We start from the raw sequence: 19145 nt of genomic DNA, 5'->3' as shown, positions 1-19145 counted from the left end.
TCTGACCTTAAAAGACCAGGTAAAGCTTGATATCCAGCTTCGAAGAACAGGGGTGGTTCCGAGCTCAGAGGACGCCGCGGTTGGAAATCTGTGGTCGATATACTAGGAACGCGTTCGGTGGCGCCAGTCGACGCCAATCCGGTACCGTTTTCGCGGAGCCGAGGCCCGTCAGCCTGCCATCCAGCGCCCCTCCTCGCCGGCGCGTACAACAGTGTGACGGAACCCGCCGCTGGGCATCCGGACTGAGTCGCAGGGAGCAAACACGAGAGCGCGGCCCTGCAATGCCCGCGCTAGCGGGACGCTGCCGCGAATGTTTCACGTGAAACATTGCACCAGCTTTTCTCCACACCCTCACGCTGCCTGTGGATAACCCGCGGCCCGGACAAGGAGAGGTCAGTCAGAGAACCGCGAGATTCCGCGCCAGTTCCGCACATTCCACAAGGGGCCGTACAGCAGTGGACAGTTCGAGATATCCACAAGGGAGATCTACGCCCGGACGTTTCCCCTCACGACGCGCGTGGGATCGTCAACGATTCCCTCGCCGACGATCTCGACTCGAACGTCAGAGACTTTGAACTTACGGATTTCCTTGTGAGCGGCATCGATCTCTGCCGCCGCGTTCGCACCCTTCATGAGGACGAGCTCTCCGCCGTCACGCACGAGGGGGGCTGTGATCTTCAGCAACTTCCGAAGTGCGCTGACGGCACGAGCGGTCACCTGGTCCAGGCCGTGATCGAGAACAGCGTCCTCCCCACGCGCTCGCAAGACAGAAACGTTGTCGAGCTCCAGTTCATCAACCTGCTCGGTGAGCCAGGTCACGCGTCGTTCCATCGGTTCGATGAGTGTCAAATGAACATCGGGACGTGCGATCGCAAGAACGAGACCGGGGAGGCCCGCACCCGATCCGACGTCACCAACATAGCCCGGACGCAGAAGCGGACTCACAACACCGCTGTTGAGAACGTGCCGACTCCATAGCCGCGGAAGTTCGAGCGGACCAATCAGCCCGCGCTCCTCGCCATGGCGAGCAAGGTTCTCCGTGAACGCCTGAGCGAGCTCAAGACGATCGCCGAACACGCGTGCAGCGGATGCCGGTTCCGCTTCGACCGTGGGGGAGGGGGATTCCGAGTGATCAGTCATGGTGTTTCACGTGAAACATTCACCGACGAGCGATCACCGTGTGGCGTCCGCGGCCTTCTCCGTGCGACTCAGAAACAAAGCCGCGCTCCGCCACGATGTCGTGCACCAGTTTGCGCTCATAGCTCGACATCGGCGGGAGGTCTGCTTCGGACGAACCATCTTCGATGCGCTTGATCGCCTGGTCGACGAGACGGGTCAGCTCTGCCTGACGAGCATCGCGAGACCCGGCGACGTCAAGGATCACTCGGGAGAACAAACCCGTCTCGTTCTGGACAGCAAGTCTCGTCAGCTCCTGCAGTGCGTTCACAACGTCAGATTTCGCGAGGCGAGAGAGCTCGCCTTCCGGGTCCGACACTGAGACGTATGCGCGCTCGTTGCGCACATCGATGTCGATGTCACCGCCAAGGTCGCAGATGTCCAGCAGCTCCTCGATATAGTCCGCAGCTGCGTCGCCCTCACGGTCGAGAGAATCAGTCGGCTGTTTCTGGTTCATCGTTTCCGACATGTCTACTTCTTCCCCTTGGAATCGCGTGGGCCCGAAGTGGAGCCCGGCTTCTTCTGTTCTTTCGCCTGAGGAACCTGCTTACCCTGCTGTGCCAGCTTCTTGGCGCGGTTCTTTCCGACTGGCTGCTGACGCTGTGCCGGCTTCTTTTCTTCGACGACAATCGTGTCGTCGCCTTTTGCCAGCTTGTCGAGCTTGCCCTTTCGAGCAAGCCGCGCCTCACGCTCACGAGCTGCTTCGGTACCCGGCATGGGCATGTTGCGGATGATGATGAACTGCTGAACCATCGTCCAGATGTTGGAGACGAGCCAGTAGAACATCACGCCGAGGGGGAAGGCGAACCCAGAAAACAGGAAGACGAACGGGAGCAGGTACAGCAGAATGCGCTGCTGCTTGAACATGGGAGACGCCTTCGTCTCCTCAGAGATGTTCTTCGACATGATCTGCAGCTGCGTGAAGAACTGCGATGACGTCATCAGCACGACCATGACTGCCGCGATCACCATCACTCCCACAGCGGGCGGCGTCGCGTTCATCGCGTCTTGGAAACTCGAGTGCAGCGGCGCGACATCGAAGAGAGACGCGTCACCGAACAGAGACGCGAGCTCTTGGTTGAGTGGACCAACACCGCGCTTTCCACTTGCAGCCTCGCGCAGCACGGAGAAGAGAGCGAAGAAGATCGGCATCTGCACGAGGAGCGGAAGACATGAACCCATCGGGTTCGTTCCCGTGTTCTTGTACAAGGCCATGGTCTCGCGACTCATGGCCTCACGAGACATCTGGTCGCGCTTGCCCTTGTACTTGTCCTGGATCTTCTTGAGCTGGGGCGCAACCTCCATCATCTTTCGCTGATTCTTGATCTGCTTCACGAACAGCGGAATGAGAAGGGCCCTCACGACGAGAACGAGGCCCACGATCGACAGCACCCAGGTCAGACCAGCCGCCGGATTCATCCCCACGAACGTGAAGAGAGCGTGGAAGGCAACAAGGATCAGCTCGACCGCCCATTTGAGCGGCCAGAGGATCGTACCGATGATGTCCATGGAGCGATCAGTTCTTTCTGTCTGTGGGGGAGACCACGAACCCGTGACGGTTCAGGGCATAACGGAAGTTCTTCTTTTCAGGCACGTCGTCGATACCGCCTGCCGCCCACGGATGACACCGGAGAATGCGGCGCACACCCATCACGGACCCGATCACGACACCGTGGATCTGAATCGCCCGAAGGGTGAAAGCGGAGCAGGACGGGTAGTACCGGCAGACATCGCCATACAGCGGCGAAACAAGGCGCCGGTATACCTGAAGCAGGGCAACAGCGAGATTGCGTGGAATGAGAAGCACGGTCCGCAGCGCGTCGACGATCATCGCGCCGCCACAGACGCGATTGCGCGAGAAACATCGGCTCGCAAATCATCGAAAGATGCTGTCGATGCCGAAGGTAGTGCGCGAAACACCAGGTCACGACCGATAAGCGGGGTTTCAGGGACCAATTCACCGCGAAGTGCCGAGTACGCGAGCGCCTTCAACCGACGACGCACGCGATTGCGAGTGACGGCATTCCCGACCGTTTTCGCAACAATGAACCCGAATCGTGGGTCGCCACCATTCGGGTTCTTCGTTGCGTATGTCACGGTACTCCTACCAGCGCTGCGTCGACCTCGGCGCACGACGTGCTTATAGTCAGCAGCGCTCGTGATGCGATGAGCCTTGTCGAGCACTGTCGGCCGAGGCCGTCTTACGCGGAGAGCTCTGTGCGGCCCTTGCGGCGACGGGCCGACACAATCGCGCGGCCGGCGCGCGTACGCATGCGGGCGCGGAAGCCGTGAACCTTTGCACGACGACGGTTGTTCGGCTGGAACGTTCTCTTGCTCATCACTTCTCCTGGAGGACACCCGCCGCATCAGTGTGCAACGGGAAAGATTATGCCCGAGCGCAATCGGGCGGCGTCAACTGATTAAAACTACGTTGTCGCGCAGTCCCGGTCAAACCGCGCGATGCCAAAAGGGCAATTATCCACAACTTTCACAGGCTGCAGCGCAACGACACACCGAGTCGCGCCAACCGTCACCGCGCGGAATTTTGCCTTGGCCTCTTCCTCAGACTACCGTGATGTGATCTAGTTATCCACAGCCCCTGCAGGTGACGGCGCGACGACGCGCTTCGGTGGGGTTGAATCGGTGGATAACGCTGTGGATAAATACGGGGGAGTCTATGTCTGACGAGCAGCAGGATGTTGCAGCCACATGGCAGATCGTGCTCGATGCACTCGCCGACGATGAGCGGATCACGCCGCCGCTGCAGGGTTTTCTGAGTCTCGTCGTTCCCAAGGGAATCATGGGCGGAACCTTCTATCTTGAGGTTCCCAACGAGTTCACGGCGGGACAGCTCAATGCGCGAATGAGGGCGCCGATTCTGCAGGCGTTCGCGAACACGATCGAACAGTCTCACGGAGCATCCACCTTCGCCGTCGTCGTGAACCCCGAGATCATCGAGCAGGAATACGACTACAACACCGAATCGCTGCCAGAGCCCCCCAGACCGCAACAACAAGAGCAGCAGCCGTCGTACTCAATGCCGCCCTCGGTTCTGCCCGCAAGGCAAAACGATACGCGGCTGAACCCCAAGTATTCATTCGACAATTTCGTCATCGGGCAATCCAACCGCTTCGCCCATGCCGCGGCGGTCGCCGTTTCAGAAGCACCCGCAAAGGCGTACAACCCGCTCTTCATCTACGGCGACTCGGGCCTGGGAAAAACGCACCTTCTGCACGCCATCGGCCACTACGCCATGAACCTGTACCCCGGAATTCGCGTGCGTTACGTCTCGAGCGAAGAGTTCACAAACGACTTCATCAACTCGATCGCAAACAACCGAGGGCAAGAGTTCCAAGCCCGATACCGCGACATCGACATTCTCCTCATCGACGACATTCAGTTTCTTCAGAACAAGGCCGAGACTCAGGAAGCGTTCTTCCATACCTTCAACACGTTGCACGACCACAACAAGCAGGTTGTGATCACAAGCGACCTTCCCCCCAAGCACCTGACGGGTTTCGAAGACCGCATGCGGTCGCGCTTCGAGTGGGGACTCATCACCGATGTGCAGGTTCCCGATCTCGAGACGCGCATCGCCATTCTGCGCAAGAAGGCGCAAAGCGAGCGCCTGCAGATTCCCGACGAGGTGCTCGAGTTCATCGCCTCGAAGGTGTCGAGCAACATTCGCGAGCTTGAAGGAACCCTGATTCGCGTCACGGCGTTCGCCAGTCTCAATCACACCCCGGTTGACATGGCACTCGTGCAGACGGTACTCAAAGACATCATCACGCTCGACGAAGACAACGTCATCTCGCCGGTCGACATCATCAACACCACGGCCGCCTACTTCAAGCTCACGGTCGATGACCTCTACGGCTCGAGCCGTTCCCAGGCCGTCGCGACGTCCCGCCAGATCGCGATGTATCTGTGCCGCGAGCTCACGAATCTCTCGCTGCCAAAAATCGGCCAGCTGTTCGGCGGGCGCGACCACACCACGGTCATGTACGCGAACAAGAAGATTGGAGACCTCATGCAGGAGCGTCGTTCGATCTATAACCAGGTGACCGAGCTCACCAGCAGAATCAAGCAGGGAAACCGCTGATCCACCGGGGCTTTAATCCGGCCTGTGGATAACTTGTGGAGAAGATCCGGACAACTTCTCTTCACATGGGGAAAAATGGCCCTCAGCTGTGAATGACGGGGTCTCGGCCGCGACAGGTCACAACCGTGTAATTACGCGGATCCCACACCGCTTCAACAACTCACACACGTGTAGTTCCCACAGAAACAGCGGCGTGTCGGGACTTATCCACAGTTTCCACAACGGTTAAGCCGATTAAGAGAATTACTTAAAGAACGTTCACGCGGGAACCTTCGCCGCCCGACGCCGTTTCGGCGAATGACACGTTTTGCCCGAGCGATGTGGGGCTAGCATGGTGTGCGACTTGTCCATCGAGTTCGACAGGGGTACCAGGTGCGATTCAGCGTCAACCGCGATGTCTTGAGTGAGGCCGTCTCATTCGCCGTCAAACTGCTGCCGCAGCGAACGACGCTGCCCATTCTCAGCGGCGTGCTGATCGAGACCACAGACGCAGGGCTGCGTCTGTCGAGCTTCGACTACGAGGTCTCTTCGCAAACCGAGATCGATGCTGATGTCGACGAAGAGGGAACGATCCTCGTCTCGGGCCGTCTTCTCGCCGATATTGCCAGCAGACTGCCCAATGCTCCAGTCAACTTCACGACTGACGACAACAAGATCCTCGTCACGTGCGGCTCCGCGAACTTCACTCTGCTCTCGATGCCGGTCGAAGAGTACCCGACGGTTCCCCAGGTCGAAGGCCCCACCGGACTTGTTCCCGGCGAGGAGTTCGCTACCTCTGTCGCACAAGTCGCCGTCGCAGCATCCCGTGACGATGTCACTCCGGTGATCACGGGCGTGCAGCTCGAAGTCAATGACAACAGCCTCGGCATGGTCGCGACTGATCGCTATCGCGTTGCCGTTCGCGCCATCGACTGGGATGGAAGCGACATCACGAGCGATGAGCCCCTCACGGCGCTCGTTCCGGCTCGCACACTGCAGGAGGTCGGAAAGACCTTCGGTCATAACGGCAACATCTCGATTTCCTTCGCTCACAAGGACGACCGCGAGCTCGTCTCGTTCTCCGTCGATCGCAAGACAGTGACATCGCTGCTGATCAAGGGCTCCTTCCCTCCTGTGCGACGTCTCTTTCCTGAGAACGTCGACAACTATGCCGTCATCAATACATCTGAACTGATCGAAGCGGTGCGTCGCGTTTCACTTGTTCTCGAGAGAGAGGCCGCTCTGCGCTTCTCCTTCAGCATCGACGGATTGACGATGGAAGCCGTCGGCTCAGAGCAGGCTCAGGCATCTGAATCCGTCGACGCCCTGCTGACCGGAGAAGACATCGTTCTCTCGCTCAAACCGTCGTTCCTCATCGACGGGCTCAACGCCGTGCGCAGCGAATTCGTTCGGTTCTCGTTCACGAAGTCTGAGAACACGAACAAGCCCGGACCGATGCTGATCACGAGTCAGTCATCGAAGGACCAGCCCGGAGCAGACAGCTACAAGTACCTGCTGCAGCCAAACCTGCTGCTCCGCTGACTCGCGGAGCGGCTGACGAAAGGGGAGTGTCATGCACATTGGACTTATCGGACTCGGCCGCATGGGCGGAAACATGCGCACACGATTGCGCGCCGCCGACATTGAGGTGACTGGATACGATCCGAACCCCGACGTCAGTGACGTGACAAGCGTCGACGAGATGATCGCGGCGCTGCCAACGCCGAGAACCGTCTGGGTGATGGTGCCCGCGGGACAGATCACGGATACCGTCATCGAGGAGCTTGCCGAGAAGCTCGAGCCGGGTGATCTTGTCATCGACGGCGGCAACAGCAAGTTCACCGATGATCTTCGACACGACAAGGCGCTCGACGAAAAGGGCATCGACTACATCGATGCGGGAGTTTCCGGCGGCGTCTGGGGACTCGACAACGGGTACGGCCTCATGGTCGGCGGGCCGACGGACCAGGTTGAGCGCGTGATGCCGGTGTTCGATGCGCTGCGTCCCGACGGACCGCGCGATGAAGGCTTCGTTCACGCGGGCGAGGTCGGGGCGGGCCACTACGCGAAGATGGTCCACAACGGCATCGAATACGCGCTCATGCAGGCATATGCCGAGGGCTTCGAGCTTTTGGAGAAGCGCAGCGATCTTCTCAAGGACGTTCCCGGCACGTTCAAGGCGTGGCAGCGCGGAACCGTGGTTCGGTCATGGCTGCTTGAGCTGCTCGTTCGCGCTCTCGACGAAGACGACGATCTTTCGGAGATCGAAGGCTATGTCGAGGACTCCGGAGAAGGTCGGTGGACGATTGAGGAGGCGATCATGAATGCCGTTCCCGTGCCCACGATCTCGGCGTCGATCTTCGCGCGCTTCGTCTCGCGCCAGGACGACTCGCCCGCCATGAAGGCCGTCGCTGCGCTGCGTCACCAGTTCGGCGGACACGCTGTGAAGAAGTCCGAGGACTGACAGCATCCGTCATCTGCGTGGCGTGAGCTTCGTCAGGCGCACCGCCTACGATGGAACGCGTGATCGTCACGCACTTGAACCTCAGCGATTTTCGCAATTATGCGACCGCTGATGTGGCGCTTCACCCTGGCGCGAATCTCTTCATCGGGCGGAACGGGCAGGGAAAGACCAACCTCGTCGAGTCGCTCGGGTACCTCTCGACACTGGGATCGCATCGGGTATCGAGCGACAAAGCGCTCATTCGCGCCGGACAAGACGCCGCGATCGTTCGCGCGAAGCTCCACCACGCGGGCAGGGACATGCTCGTCGAAGTGCAGCTCAATCGATCTGGTCCCAATCGGGCGCAGGTGAATCGCGGCAGCATCAAACCGCGGGAGCTGCCACGATACTTCTCGAGTGTTCTGTTTGCGCCTGAAGACCTGGGCATCGTCCGCGGTGATCCGGGGGCCCGACGGCGCTTTCTCGATGAGCTTCTCGTGCTGCGATCGCCGAGGCTCGCGAGCGTGCTGGCCGACTACGACCGAACGCTCAAGCAGCGCAACACGCTGATGAAGTCCGCACGCGCTTCGGGACTTCGCGGCGCCCAGCTCAGCACCCTGGAGGTCTGGGACGACAAACTCGTCACGCTCGGAAGCGAGATCATCGACGAACGAATCGCTCTCGTCGACGCCCTGCGCGCACCTCTCGCGGAGGCGTACGCTCACGTTGTCGACGCAGACCACAGGCCAGGGCTTGAACCGCTCCTCTCGATTTCGGGGCGGGATGCTGAAGATGACGACGCCGAGCAAGCGGCAGCGTCGGCGACAGCATCCGCAAATCTGTCGACGGCCGAGACGTTCCAAGGAGCTCTCGTGGCGCGCAGGTCGCAAGAACTCGAACGTGGTCTCACGCTTGTGGGCCCGCATCGGGATGACGTGCTCTTCTCTCTCAACGATCTTCCCGTGAAGGGCTACGCAAGTCACGGCGAATCGTGGTCATTCGCGCTCTCGCTCAAGCTGGCGTCGGCGGAACTGCTGCGGCGTGACTCGTACTCGGGCGATCCGGTACTGATGCTCGACGACGTCTTCGCTGAGCTCGATAAGGGGCGTCGCTCGCGCCTGGCCGAAGCCGTGGCCGGTTTTGAGCAGGTGCTGATCACGGCCGCCGTGATCGAAGATATTCCGGAGCAGCTCACCGCGCACACCGTTCATATCTCGGCGGGAACGATCGTCGATGGCTGAGAGAGAGACCGAATCGACGCGGGTCTACCTGCGTTTCAAAGAGATCTTCGGCGGGCGCCGTCGCGGCGCCGGCCGGCGAAAGCGCGGTGGTGACGACGGTCCGTCGAGTATCCCGTTCGGTTCTGGCCGGGATCCCAAAGGGATTGGCGACGTCATGAATACCCTGACGGACAGGCTCGGGTGGGACTCGACGCTGTCTCAAGCAGAGCTCATCAACAGGTGGGCCGAAGTGGCTGGAGAGAGCACTGCAGCACACTCCGAGCCGGTCGGGATCGAGGGCGGGATGCTCACGGTGAAATGCGATTCGACGGCGTGGGCGACGCAACTGCGACTCATGCGGGTCGAGATCATGAATCGCATCGCGACGTCGTTTCCCGATGCGGGTATCGACAGCATCCGTTTTCAAGGCCCCAACGTCCCATCGTTCAAACGCGGCCCTAGATCGGTTCAGGGCCGCGGTGTGCGCGATACCTACGGTTAAGGTGACAAATCTGGTGGATATTGACGAGAAAGGCGCTCAAACGGGCGTTGAGCGCCTTTTTCTCAGTCTCATTTGGTAGACTCAGACGTCGAATTCGCGACGGTTTGGAGTCCATTTTCTATGTCATCAGAACCGAAGAGCGGCGAGGGCACGAACGATTACGGCGCTGACGCCATTCAGGTTCTTGAGGGGCTCGAAGCAGTTCGCAAACGTCCGGGAATGTACATCGGATCGACGGGCCCGCGCGGCCTGCACCACCTGGTGTACGAGATCGTCGACAACTCCGTTGACGAGGCACTCGCCGGGTACTGCGACACGATTAATGTCACGATTCTCAAGGACGGCGGCGTGCGCGTCGTCGACAATGGGCGCGGCATTCCTGTCGGCATCCACGAACGCGAAGGCATCTCAACGGTTCAGCTTGTTCTGACCGTTCTGCACGCCGGCGGAAAGTTCGGCGGCGGGGCATACGCGGTCTCGGGCGGTCTGCACGGTGTCGGCAGCTCCGTTGTGAACGCGCTGTCCACGCAGCTCGATGTCGCTGTGAGCCAGCTGGGGAACGTCTACCGCCAGACCTACAACGATGGTGCTCCGCAGGGACCGCTTGAGAAGGGGGAGGCGACAGACGAGACCGGCACGTCGATCACGTTCTGGCCGAGCGCCGAGATCTTCGAGACGACCGACTTTGACTACGACACCCTGCGCACGCGCTTTCAGCAGATGGCGTTTCTCAACAAGGGACTTCGCATCAGCTTGCGCGATGAGCGACCGAGTAGGGAGCTCGACGATCCGGATCCCGACACCGGCGTCTTCTCTGTTGCCGACGATGATGCCGAAGGCGTTGATTCTGCGTCGGAGTCGACGCAAGAGCGCAAGGTTCCGCACGAGGTCTTCTACTACGAGCGTGGTCTGGTCGACTACGTCGAATTTCTCAACAAGGCGAAGCGCGGTGACCTCGTCAACGACGACATCATCTCGTTCGAGAGCGAAGACAGCGAGCGCAAGATCGCGCTTGAGGTCGCGATGCAGTGGACCACGGCGTACACCGAGAGCGTGCATACCTACGCGAACACCATCAACACGCACGAGGGCGGAACCCACGAAGAGGGTTTCCGTGCCGCGTTGACGACGCTCATCAACCGGTACGCGCGCGACAAGGGCATCCTCAAAGACAAAGACGAGAACCTCTCGGGCGACGACGTGCGCGAGGGGCTCACCGCCGTGCTCTCGGTGAAGCTTGGTGAGCCGCAGTTCGAGGGCCAGACGAAGACGAAGCTCGGCAACACCGAGGCAAAGGCTTTCGTGCAGAAGGTCGTCTGGGACGAGCTCGGTGACTGGCTCGACCGCAACCCGATCTCGGCGAAAGAGATCATTCGAAAGGCCATTCAGGCAGCATCCGCTCGTCTTGCTGCTCGCAAGGCGCGTGAGACGGCGCGGCGCAAGGGGCTTCTCGAGGGCGGCGGCATGCCGGGCAAGCTCAAGGACTGCCAGTCGAAGGACCCGACGGTCAGCGAGATCTTCCTCGTCGAGGGAGACTCGGCCGGCGGCTCGGCGACGCAGGGCCGCAACCCCGACACGCAGGCGATTCTTGCGTTGCGCGGAAAGGTGCTCAACGTCGAGAAGGCGCGGCTCGACCGTGCACTCGGCAACGCCGAGATCCAGGCGATGATCACCGCGTTCGGCACAGGGATCGGCGAGGACTTCGACGGCGACAAGGCGCGGTACCACAAGATCGTGCTGATGGCGGATGCTGATGTCGACGGACAGCACATCACGACGCTCCTGCTCACGCTGCTGTTCCGGTACATGCGCCCGCTCATCGAGATGGGCTACGTGTATCTCGCGCAGCCGCCGCTGTTCCGACTGAAGTGGTCGAACGCTCCGCACGACTACGTGTACTCCGACCCCGAACGTGACGCTCTGCTGGCCGATGGCCAGGCCAACGGCAAGCGCATCCCTAAAGACAATGGGATTCAGCGGTACAAGGGTCTCGGCGAGATGGATTACAAGGAGCTCTGGGACACCACGATGAACCCGGAGACGAGAACGCTTCGCCAGGTCACCCTCGACGATGCAGCAGCAGCTGACGAGATTTTCTCCATTCTGATGGGCGAGGACGTCGAGTCTCGCCGCAACTTCATCCAGAAGAACGCGAAGGACGTGCGCTTCCTTGACATCTAACGACGACGTGACTCCAGAGAACGAAGCGAGCGAGGGCGAGTCCTTCGGGTTGCACGGTCGCATCGACCAGGTAGACCTTCAACTCGAGATGCAGAGGTCGTATCTCGACTACGCCATGAGCGTCATTGTCGGGCGAGCCCTTCCCGAGGTGCGCGACGGATTGAAGCCCGTACACCGACGTGTGATCTACGCGATGTTCGACGGCGGGTACCGCCCCGACAAGGCGTTCTCGAAGTGCGCCCGTGTGGTCGGCGACGTCATGGGAAACTTTCACCCGCACGGCGACTCCGCCATTTACGACGCACTCGTTCGTCTGGTGCAGCCGTGGAGCATGCGCTACCCGCTCGCGCTGGGGCAGGGCAACTTCGGGTCTCCCGGAAACGATGGCGCGGCGGCCCCGCGTTACACCGAGACCAAGATGGCTCCGCTCGCGCTCGAGATGGTGCGGGACATCGACGAAGACACCGTCGACTTTCAAGACAACTACGACGGTCGCACGCAAGAGCCTGCGATCCTGCCGTCACGTTTTCCGAACCTTCTCGTCAACGGGTCGGTCGGTATCGCCGTCGGTATGGCGACGAACATTCCGCCGCACAACCTTCGCGAGGTCGCGGCCGGTGCGCTGTGGTCTCTTGAGAACCCGGATGCCTCCCGCGAGGAGCTGCTTGAGGCACTGATGCAGCGCATCAAGGGTCCTGACTTCCCGACCGGCGCTCAGATTCTCGGCGTTAAGGGAATCCGTGACGCCTACCGAACCGGTCGCGGATCGATCACGATGCGCGCTGTCGTCAACGTCGAGGAGATCCAGGGCCGAACCTGCCTCGTCGTCACCGAGCTGCCCTATCAGGTGAACCCCGACAACCTTGCGATCAAGATCGCGGAGATGATCAAGGACGGTCGGCTGAGCGGCATCGCCGACCTGCGCGATGAGACGTCGGGTCGTACGGGTCAGCGACTCGTGATCGTTCTCAAGCGGGATGCTGTCGCGAAGGTTGTGCTGAACAACCTGTACAAGCACACGCCTCTGCAAGAGAACTTCGGCGCCAACATGCTCGCGATCGTCGACGGAGTGCCGCGCACTCTCGCGCTCGACGGGTTCATCTCTGCATGGGTCGCGCACCAGATCGAAGTGATCGTGCGGCGCACCCAGTACCGGCTGAAGAAGGCCGAAGCCGACGCGCACATTCAGCGCGGCTACGTGAAGGCACTCGACGCTCTTGACGAGGTCATTGCGCTCATTCGCCGTTCGCCGACCGTCGATGAGGCGCGTGAGGGGCTCATTGAGCTGCTCGACGTCGACCAGCTTCAGGCCGACGCGATTCTCGCGATGCAGCTGCGTCGTCTCGCTGCGCTCGAGCGCCAGAAGATCATCGATCGGCTCGCCGAGATCGAGCGTGAGATCGCGGAGTACAAGGCGATCTTGGCCGATGAAGGGCGCCAGCGCTCCATCGTGTCTGAGGAGCTCAACGAAATCGTCGGCCGCTTCGGCGACGACCGTCGCACCGAGATTCTCTACGGCTACGACGGCGACATGTCGATCGAAGACCTCATTCCCGAAGAGGAGATGGTGGTCTCGGTGACACGCGGCGGTTACGTCAAGCGCACGCGCAGCGATAACTATCGCTCGCAGCACCGCGGTGGCAAGGGTGTTCGCGGAGCCCAGTTGCGGGCAGACGATATCGTCGAGCACTTCTTCGTGACGACGACGCACCACTGGCTGCTGTTCTTCACGAACAAGGGTCGGGTGTACCGCGCGAAGACCTACGAGCTTCAAGAGGGCGGCCGCGACGCCAAGGGTCAGCACGTCGCCAACTTCCTGGCGCTGCAGCCCGACGAGGAGATCGCGCAGATCCTCGACATCCCCGACTACGAGGCGGCGGAGTACCTTGTGCTCGCGACGCGCTCGGGCCTCGTCAAGAAGACGAAGCTCACCGACTACGACACGAACCGCACGGGCGGCATCATCGCGATCAACTTGCGCGAGGGCGACGAGCTCGTGTCGGCGCTGCTCGTCAACTCCGACACCGACATCATGCTCGTGTCGCGTCAGGGAATGTCACTCCGCTTCACCGCGAGTGACGAAGCGCTGCGGCCGATGGGTCGTTCCACGTCGGGTGTTAAAGGCATGTCGTTCCGTGAAGGCGACGAGCTTCTGTCAGCATCCTGGGTTGAAGATGACACCGATTGGTTCATGTTCGTCGCGACCGAAGGCGGCTACGCCAAGCGCACGCACGTCGACCAGTACCGCCTGCAGAACCGCGGTGGGCTGGGCATCAAGGTGGCCAAATTGCACGAGGATCGGGGCGATCTTGCGGGTGCTCTGATCGTCGCAGAAGACGACGAGGTTTTGGTGGTTCTTGCCAGCGGCAAGGTGGTACGCTCTGCCGTGGCCGAGGTTCCTGCAAAGGGACGCGACACTATGGGAGTGGTCTTTGCGCGATTCGCCGACAATGACCGCATCCTCGCGTTGGCCAAGAACAGCGATAGACAGCTTGAGAATGAGGAGTCAGAAGACGACGCCGAATCCGCTGAAGCGGAGACGGTCGAGTCTGACGGAGCCAAGGCTCCTGATGCTCCGAAACAGGAAGAGTAAGAATGACAAGCGTTGCCGACAAACTGGCTAAGAAGTCAGCGCGAAAGCCGTCGAGTAAGCAGGTGCGACTGAAGCTCGTCTACATTGACTTCTGGTCGGCGTTGAAGCTGTCGTTCCTGATCGCGATCGCGGTCGCCATCATCACCGTGGTCTTCTTCTTTCTGGTATTCACAGTTCTCGATGCGACGGGTGTCTTCGACCAGGTGTCGAGTCTCTACAAGGAGGTCACGGGATCGAAGGAGGGCCTCGAAGCGATCATCGGCCTGGGTCGCGTGATGGGCTTTGCGCTCATTGTGGCGATTCTCAACCTCGTGATCGTGACGGTCCTTGGTGCTCTTGCTGCCGGTTTGTACAACTTGGCTGTCAAGATCACGGGCGGGTTGCTCGTCGGTTTCACGAACAACTGATCGTGACACTCCCGGCATGCCGGAGGGCGGTTTTCGATTGGGAATTCGCGACCATTTCGGGTAATCTCTAATCTGGTCAAAAACGGGGCTATAGCTCAGGCGGTTAGAGCGCTTCGCTGATAACGAAGAGGTCCCAGGTTCAAGTCCTGGTAGCCCCACTTGTGGATGACGCGTTAAACTGTTCATCCCTTTTCGGGGCCTTAGCTCAATTGGTAGAGCGCCTGCTTTGCAAGCAGGAGGTCAGGGGTTCGATTCCCCTAGGCTCCACACTACGATTGCCACTAATCTCGCTAATCGCTTGTGATTGAGATTGGGACTCTCTCCCAGTTCAGAGCAGGTATCGACAGAAGCCGCTGTTTGCGCGCGCTAGAGATCCGCAATCAACTTAGCGGTAGTAATCTGGCCTCGTTCGGTAGTAGTCGTGTTGGCTCCAGTGTGTCCAGGCTGGCCCCGTGATTACGAGGAATCGATCTCACGCCTCAATCGGTGCACTACGCACGATACCGATCGAAACGGTCGGAGAATGCGGAGCACGAAACGCTTTATCGCTGCATGGATCGGTCCATTTGACGGAGGACCTCGCTGCGGGACGTCTACCTCCGCCAGAGAAGGCTCGTGACGGAGTACTGGAAATCTCAAGACCAGCAGGCCCACCGTGTCTGGCGTGAGAGACCGATGCTCTTTCGTCGGCAATCCGCGCGAGGTGGATCTTTCGCAACGACTGGTCGCGGCTTCGGGGCGTGCTAGCGTCGGGCGCAAGGTCGCAGCCGCCAGCGCTGAGCAGGATCGGGAGGGCACTCGATGCAGGGAAATGAGCCGTTCAGGGGTGAGGCCGTGCTCTGGCGCTCTGTTCCTGACGACGCCGTTTCCTACTGTTTCGCGGCGAACGTGATCGAAGCTAACGACCGCCACGTTGCCCTGTACCAGCCACATGGTGCACCGATCCGGCTCCGCACCGGAGCACGTGGAGGACCACGGGGGTCAATCCTCAGGGGAGGTTGGGACGGAGGGCATCAAGAACTTCCGTGGAACGGAGGCCCGAGCGTTCGGGTACACCCGCGAGGCCGGCACTACGCGGTCATTCGTCAATGGGACTCCTCAGCACAACGCTTCGACGGGTGGTACGTGAACCTCGAGCTTGCGTGGCAGCGCTCCGTTGCCGGTTTCGACTCGCGCGACCTGGTCCTCGACATTGTCGCCGAGCGCGACCTTTCGACCTGGCGCTGGAAGGATGAGGACCACCTCGCATGGTCGGTCGAACAACGCATTCTCTCCTCGGCACAAGCACAGTGGATTCGGAACGCGGGATGGCAGGCAGTGGCGGACCTCGATGCACGGACGCCGATCTTTACCGATGATGAATGGGATCAATGGGTGCCGGACGGTTCGTGGCCCTTTCCGTTCTTTGGGGCAGATTGGGCGAGCAAGCCCGCTGTTCAGGAATGGACTCCATAGCGGCGACTGCTCGTATTGTTATCCGTAAATTCGACGAGATGGAGGAGGTCACACCGTGTTGGTGACTGATCCATCCCGTCGACATCAGGACGCACAAGGTGACGGGGACGATCGTGTGCGGAAGAAGGGGCAGCGCGCGGCACTCTTAATTGCCGAGGTGACCCCGATCGCCATGAGCTGTGTGGCTCTCATCGCCATGCTGATTCGGCCGGGGTCTCCCGATTCCCTCACATCGCTGACGATCGCGTTCGGTGACTGGGTACCGACGTGGTTACTCGTTGACATTGTGCTCGCCATCGTTGGATACGTCGCGCTTTTGGCAGCCATACTTCTGGCAGGTCCCATGAGCCCACGGCCATGGCGCGCATCTCGTGTCGTGCTCGCCGCTGCGCTCATACTCGCAGTACCCGCGAGCCTTGTTTGCGTCGCGCTCAGCACCAGCTCGCGATATTCGGTGCTCCCCGGCGAGAGCGCCGACGGGTGCCGCGTCGTCGTTCGCGAAAGCACATTCGTTGTCACGTCGTGGGGAGACGTCGGAATCCTCGAGCCGGGCTCCATGATCGTTGACTGGCGCGGCCAGTATTCGGCCAAAGACGCTTATATGCCGTTCTCTGCTGGCACGTACTCACTTGAGTGGGACGGTAATCGCGCAGAGATCGACCTGTGGGCCACTGAGAGCCAACCAGCATCCTGGTCTGAAGTCGAGCCGAAGCTCGCGTGTACCGGCTGAATTCCGTCTCGGACAGCCGAAACGGCGATGGATTCCGCGCCACGTCAACGACCGCTTGCCGGCGCGAGATCGCGATGCGAGCCTCTGCGCGACCTTGGCGTTGCATTCACATGCGGTAACGATCACCGTCAACGGGTTGAGGATGCTCGAAAGCGATACCTAGTCTGGCCGCAAATGGCAGCTGAGAGTGCAGTTCCACGTTCACGCCGCCTCCACCACAGCAGGAAGGATTGGAGAACCAGATCATGGCAACAAATGAGGCAAGCAAACTGATCAAGCTCAGCGACACTCAGGAAACGATCACGAGCGCCGATGAGGACATTCGAAACTACGATGTCAAGGATCGAGAAGGCGCCGACCTCGGCAAGGTCGACGACTTGCTGATCGACCCAGACGAGAACAAAGTGCGATTCATGGAAGTCGCGTCCGGCGGATTCCTGGGCATCGGACAAGACAAATCGTTCATTCCCGTCGACGCGATTACGGGAATCTCGGAAGACGAAGTTCGCATAGACCAAACACGAAGCACGGTCGCCGGCGCTCCTGCCTACGATCCGGAGCTTGTGAACGACACGTCGTACTATAACGAGGTCTTCGGGTACTACGGATACTCACCGTACTGGACGCCGGGTTACGCATACCCGGCATTCCCCTACTACCGCTACGCATAGGGTGACGGCAGTACTGCTCACTCACGCATCGCCTCGGGCAATGCGTGAGTGAGCACCGACGATCACGGATCTCCGCGGCTTGCACTCCACAGTTTGAGCGCCGAACTATGCATCAGCTGACAACTCCGACATGATTGGAGGAACACTCGGACAACCTGGAGGTCTCATGGAGTTCGCCATCGCGGGCGGCGTCTTGGTGCTGATCGGAATCATCGCGGCCATCGTCGTCGTCGTTCTGATCATCGCTTTGATTGTTGCGAAGATGTGGATCAAAGTCGCTCGTTCCGATGAAGCACTCGTCGTCTCGGGAAAGTCAAAGAAGAACAAAGACGAGTCATCGCTCGCCGTCATCGTCAACGGCAAGGCCCTCGTCAACCCGCTGACACAGCGCCACGAGATCATCTCGCTGCGTTCACGCCAGGTTTCGATGCAGGCTGAAGCACAGTCGTACGACGGCGTCACCCTTGAGGTCGAGGCTGTCGCCATGGTGAAGATCGGGTCGTCGAAGCAGCTCGTGCAGCGCGCGGCCGAACGATTCGCCTCGCAGGACAAGGCGATTGAGCAGTTCACGACAGAACAGCTTGAGGGTGCACTTCGTGGAATCGTCGCCACGCTCGCCGTCGTGAGTCTGATGCGCGACCGCAAGAAGTTCTCAGACCAGATCGCCGCCGACGTGTCGGGAGAGCTCGCTGACCAGGGTCTGATTCTCGACTCGTTCCAGATCAAGGGCATCACCGACGACCTCGGATACATTGCGTCGCTCGGTGCGCCCGAGGTGCAGTCAAAGCGTCAGGCGGCGGAGATCGCTGCAACGAACGCAGAGCGTGCGATTCGCAAGCAGCAGATCACCAACGACGAGGCCAACCTCGTCGAGCAGACGGCGTACGACAAGAACGAGGCGGACTCTAAGGCGCAAGTCGGCCAGGCGAATGCCCGCGCTGAGCAGGCCGAAGCACTCGCCCGTGTGCAGGCCCGTCAAGACGTGCTGCAACAAGAGGCCGAGAACAAGCAGGCTCAGCTGGACGCCGACGTCAAGCGCGTCGCCGACGCCGCCCAGTACGAGAAGGAGCGCGAGGCAGACGCCAAGGCCTACACCCAGGTGAAGGCGGCTCAGGCCGAAGTCGACGTCGCCGAGAGCGAAGCCGAGGCCATCAAGGCACGTGCTGCGGCCGAGGCGGAGTCGGTCCGTCTCGCCGGTGAGGCGAAGGGTGACGCCATCCGTGCCGAGGCTGCAGCGCTTCAAGAGAATCTCGAAGGAGTCATTGCTCAGCGCGCCATCGAGATTCTGCCCGACCTCATGGAGCGGTTCGCGCAGGGTTACTCGAGAATCGGCACCATCAGCGTCATCGGGTCAGGCTCCGATTCGTCGCCCGCGGGCAGTCAGTTCTCGGGAGAGTCGGCATCGGCGATGCGCGGCGTTTTCGAGTCGGTCAAGGAAGCGACCGGCGTCGACCTCGCGAGTGTCATTCAGGGTCGCGTCACAGGCAGCGCCGTCGGCGAGGCCATGCGTGAGTCCTCGGCTTCCACAGCCGACCGGTCTCAGCAGGAGGAGACTCACGTGTCGCCTTCGGCCGAATCGCAGGCAGCTGGCAGCGCGCCAACAGCGACAACAGAGCCGGATGCTGGAGACGCACCGTCTAGCGACAAGTGACGTTGAGGCGGAACCAGTGGGCGGGCGCACAGCGC

At 60.6% G+C, this 19145-nt stretch carries 18 protein-coding genes and 2 tRNA genes; 14 read left to right on the top strand and 6 right to left on the bottom strand.

Features of this window, described 5'->3' with window-relative positions:
• Positions 1-486: 486 nt before the first annotated feature.
• From rsmG to rpmH, 6 genes are read right to left on the bottom strand one after another with little or no spacing between them, the layout of a single operon-like run.
• Positions 487-1140, bottom strand: a complete 654-nt coding sequence (rsmG, locus tag ATJ78_RS02950; RefSeq protein ID WP_098406234.1) for a 16S rRNA (guanine(527)-N(7))-methyltransferase RsmG — start codon at positions 1138-1140, stop codon at positions 487-489.
• A 19-nt stretch (positions 1141-1159) separates the two neighbouring features.
• Positions 1160-1645 carry a Jag family protein gene (locus ATJ78_RS02945; protein WP_098406233.1) on the bottom strand — a complete coding sequence of 162 codons (486 nt, stop codon included), beginning with the start codon at positions 1643-1645 and terminating at the stop codon, positions 1160-1162.
• 2 nt (positions 1646-1647) lie between these two features.
• Positions 1648-2685 carry a membrane protein insertase YidC gene (gene yidC, locus ATJ78_RS02940; protein ID WP_098406232.1) on the bottom strand — a complete coding sequence of 346 codons (1038 nt, stop codon included), beginning with the start codon at positions 2683-2685 and terminating at the stop codon, positions 1648-1650.
• Between the two features lie 7 nt (positions 2686-2692).
• On the bottom strand, positions 2693-3007 hold the full coding sequence (gene yidD / locus ATJ78_RS02935; protein WP_434061481.1) for a membrane protein insertion efficiency factor YidD: 315 nt from the start codon (positions 3005-3007) through the stop codon (positions 2693-2695).
• Complete coding sequence (gene rnpA / locus ATJ78_RS02930) at positions 3004-3360, bottom strand: ribonuclease P protein component (protein WP_098406231.1); 357 nt, start codon at positions 3358-3360, stop codon at positions 3004-3006. The genes yidD and rnpA overlap by 4 nt, the downstream gene beginning before the upstream one ends.
• Positions 3361-3377: 17 nt before the next feature.
• Positions 3378-3515 (bottom strand): 50S ribosomal protein L34, encoded by a 138-nt coding sequence (rpmH, locus tag ATJ78_RS02925; protein ID WP_098406230.1) that lies wholly within the window; start codon positions 3513-3515, stop codon positions 3378-3380.
• A 338-nt stretch (positions 3516-3853) separates the two neighbouring features.
• Between rpmH and dnaA the strand changes: the two genes are divergently transcribed.
• The 14 genes from dnaA to ATJ78_RS02855 all read left to right on the top strand — a co-directional run bounded on the left by dnaA (position 3854) and on the right by ATJ78_RS02855 (position 19110).
• Entirely contained in the window at positions 3854-5278 is a 1425-nt protein-coding gene (gene dnaA / locus ATJ78_RS02920; RefSeq protein WP_098406229.1) for a chromosomal replication initiator protein DnaA, read from the top strand.
• A 372-nt stretch (positions 5279-5650) separates the two neighbouring features.
• Positions 5651-6799, top strand: coding sequence for a DNA polymerase III subunit beta (dnaN, locus tag ATJ78_RS02915; protein ID WP_098406228.1), 1149 nt, complete (start codon positions 5651-5653; stop codon positions 6797-6799).
• Positions 6800-6830: 31 nt separating this feature from the next.
• Positions 6831-7721 (top strand): phosphogluconate dehydrogenase (NAD(+)-dependent, decarboxylating), encoded by an 891-nt coding sequence (gene gnd / locus ATJ78_RS02910; protein WP_098406227.1) that lies wholly within the window; start codon positions 6831-6833, stop codon positions 7719-7721.
• A 59-nt stretch (positions 7722-7780) separates the two neighbouring features.
• The gene (recF, locus tag ATJ78_RS02905; RefSeq protein WP_098409170.1) at positions 7781-8941 is read left to right on the top strand and encodes a DNA replication/repair protein RecF; all 1161 of its coding nucleotides are present in this window, start codon (positions 7781-7783) and stop codon (positions 8939-8941) included.
• Positions 8934-9422, top strand: a complete 489-nt coding sequence (locus ATJ78_RS02900; protein WP_098406226.1) for a DciA family protein — start codon at positions 8934-8936, stop codon at positions 9420-9422. Before recF ends, ATJ78_RS02900 begins: the two co-directional genes overlap by 8 nt.
• 120 nt (positions 9423-9542) lie before the next feature.
• Complete coding sequence (gene gyrB / locus ATJ78_RS02895; protein WP_098406225.1) at positions 9543-11603, top strand: DNA topoisomerase (ATP-hydrolyzing) subunit B; 2061 nt, start codon at positions 9543-9545, stop codon at positions 11601-11603.
• A 7-nt stretch (positions 11604-11610) separates the two neighbouring features.
• Complete coding sequence (gene gyrA, locus ATJ78_RS02890) at positions 11611-14196, top strand: DNA gyrase subunit A (protein ID WP_245836372.1); 2586 nt, start codon at positions 11611-11613, stop codon at positions 14194-14196.
• 2 nt (positions 14197-14198) lie between these two features.
• Complete coding sequence (locus ATJ78_RS02885; protein WP_098406223.1) at positions 14199-14603, top strand: DUF3566 domain-containing protein; 405 nt, start codon at positions 14199-14201, stop codon at positions 14601-14603.
• An 84-nt stretch (positions 14604-14687) separates the two neighbouring features.
• A tRNA-Ile gene (locus ATJ78_RS02880) sits at positions 14688-14761 on the top strand.
• A 36-nt stretch (positions 14762-14797) separates the two neighbouring features.
• Positions 14798-14870 (top strand) — tRNA-Ala (locus tag ATJ78_RS02875).
• A 534-nt stretch (positions 14871-15404) separates the two neighbouring features.
• Positions 15405-16058 carry a ribonuclease FAU-1 family protein gene (locus tag ATJ78_RS02870; RefSeq protein ID WP_098406222.1) on the top strand — a complete coding sequence of 218 codons (654 nt, stop codon included), beginning with the start codon at positions 15405-15407 and terminating at the stop codon, positions 16056-16058.
• A 61-nt stretch (positions 16059-16119) separates the two neighbouring features.
• On the top strand, positions 16120-16788 hold the full coding sequence (locus tag ATJ78_RS02865; RefSeq protein WP_143741363.1) for a hypothetical protein: 669 nt from the start codon (positions 16120-16122) through the stop codon (positions 16786-16788).
• 245 nt (positions 16789-17033) lie between these two features.
• Positions 17034-17459 carry a PRC-barrel domain-containing protein gene (locus ATJ78_RS02860; RefSeq protein WP_098406220.1) on the top strand — a complete coding sequence of 142 codons (426 nt, stop codon included), beginning with the start codon at positions 17034-17036 and terminating at the stop codon, positions 17457-17459.
• Between the two features lie 130 nt (positions 17460-17589).
• The gene (locus tag ATJ78_RS02855) at positions 17590-19110 is read left to right on the top strand and encodes an SPFH domain-containing protein (protein WP_245836178.1); all 1521 of its coding nucleotides are present in this window, start codon (positions 17590-17592) and stop codon (positions 19108-19110) included.
• The last annotated feature ends 35 nt before the right edge of the window (positions 19111-19145 follow it).

The sequence above is a fragment of the Paramicrobacterium agarici genome (assembly GCF_002563955.1).
GTDB classification, from domain to species: Bacteria; Actinomycetota; Actinomycetes; order Actinomycetales; family Microbacteriaceae; genus Paramicrobacterium; species Paramicrobacterium agarici.
Note: the sequence above shows the minus strand (reverse complement) of the source record. Positions and strands in the feature narration are given on the sequence as shown.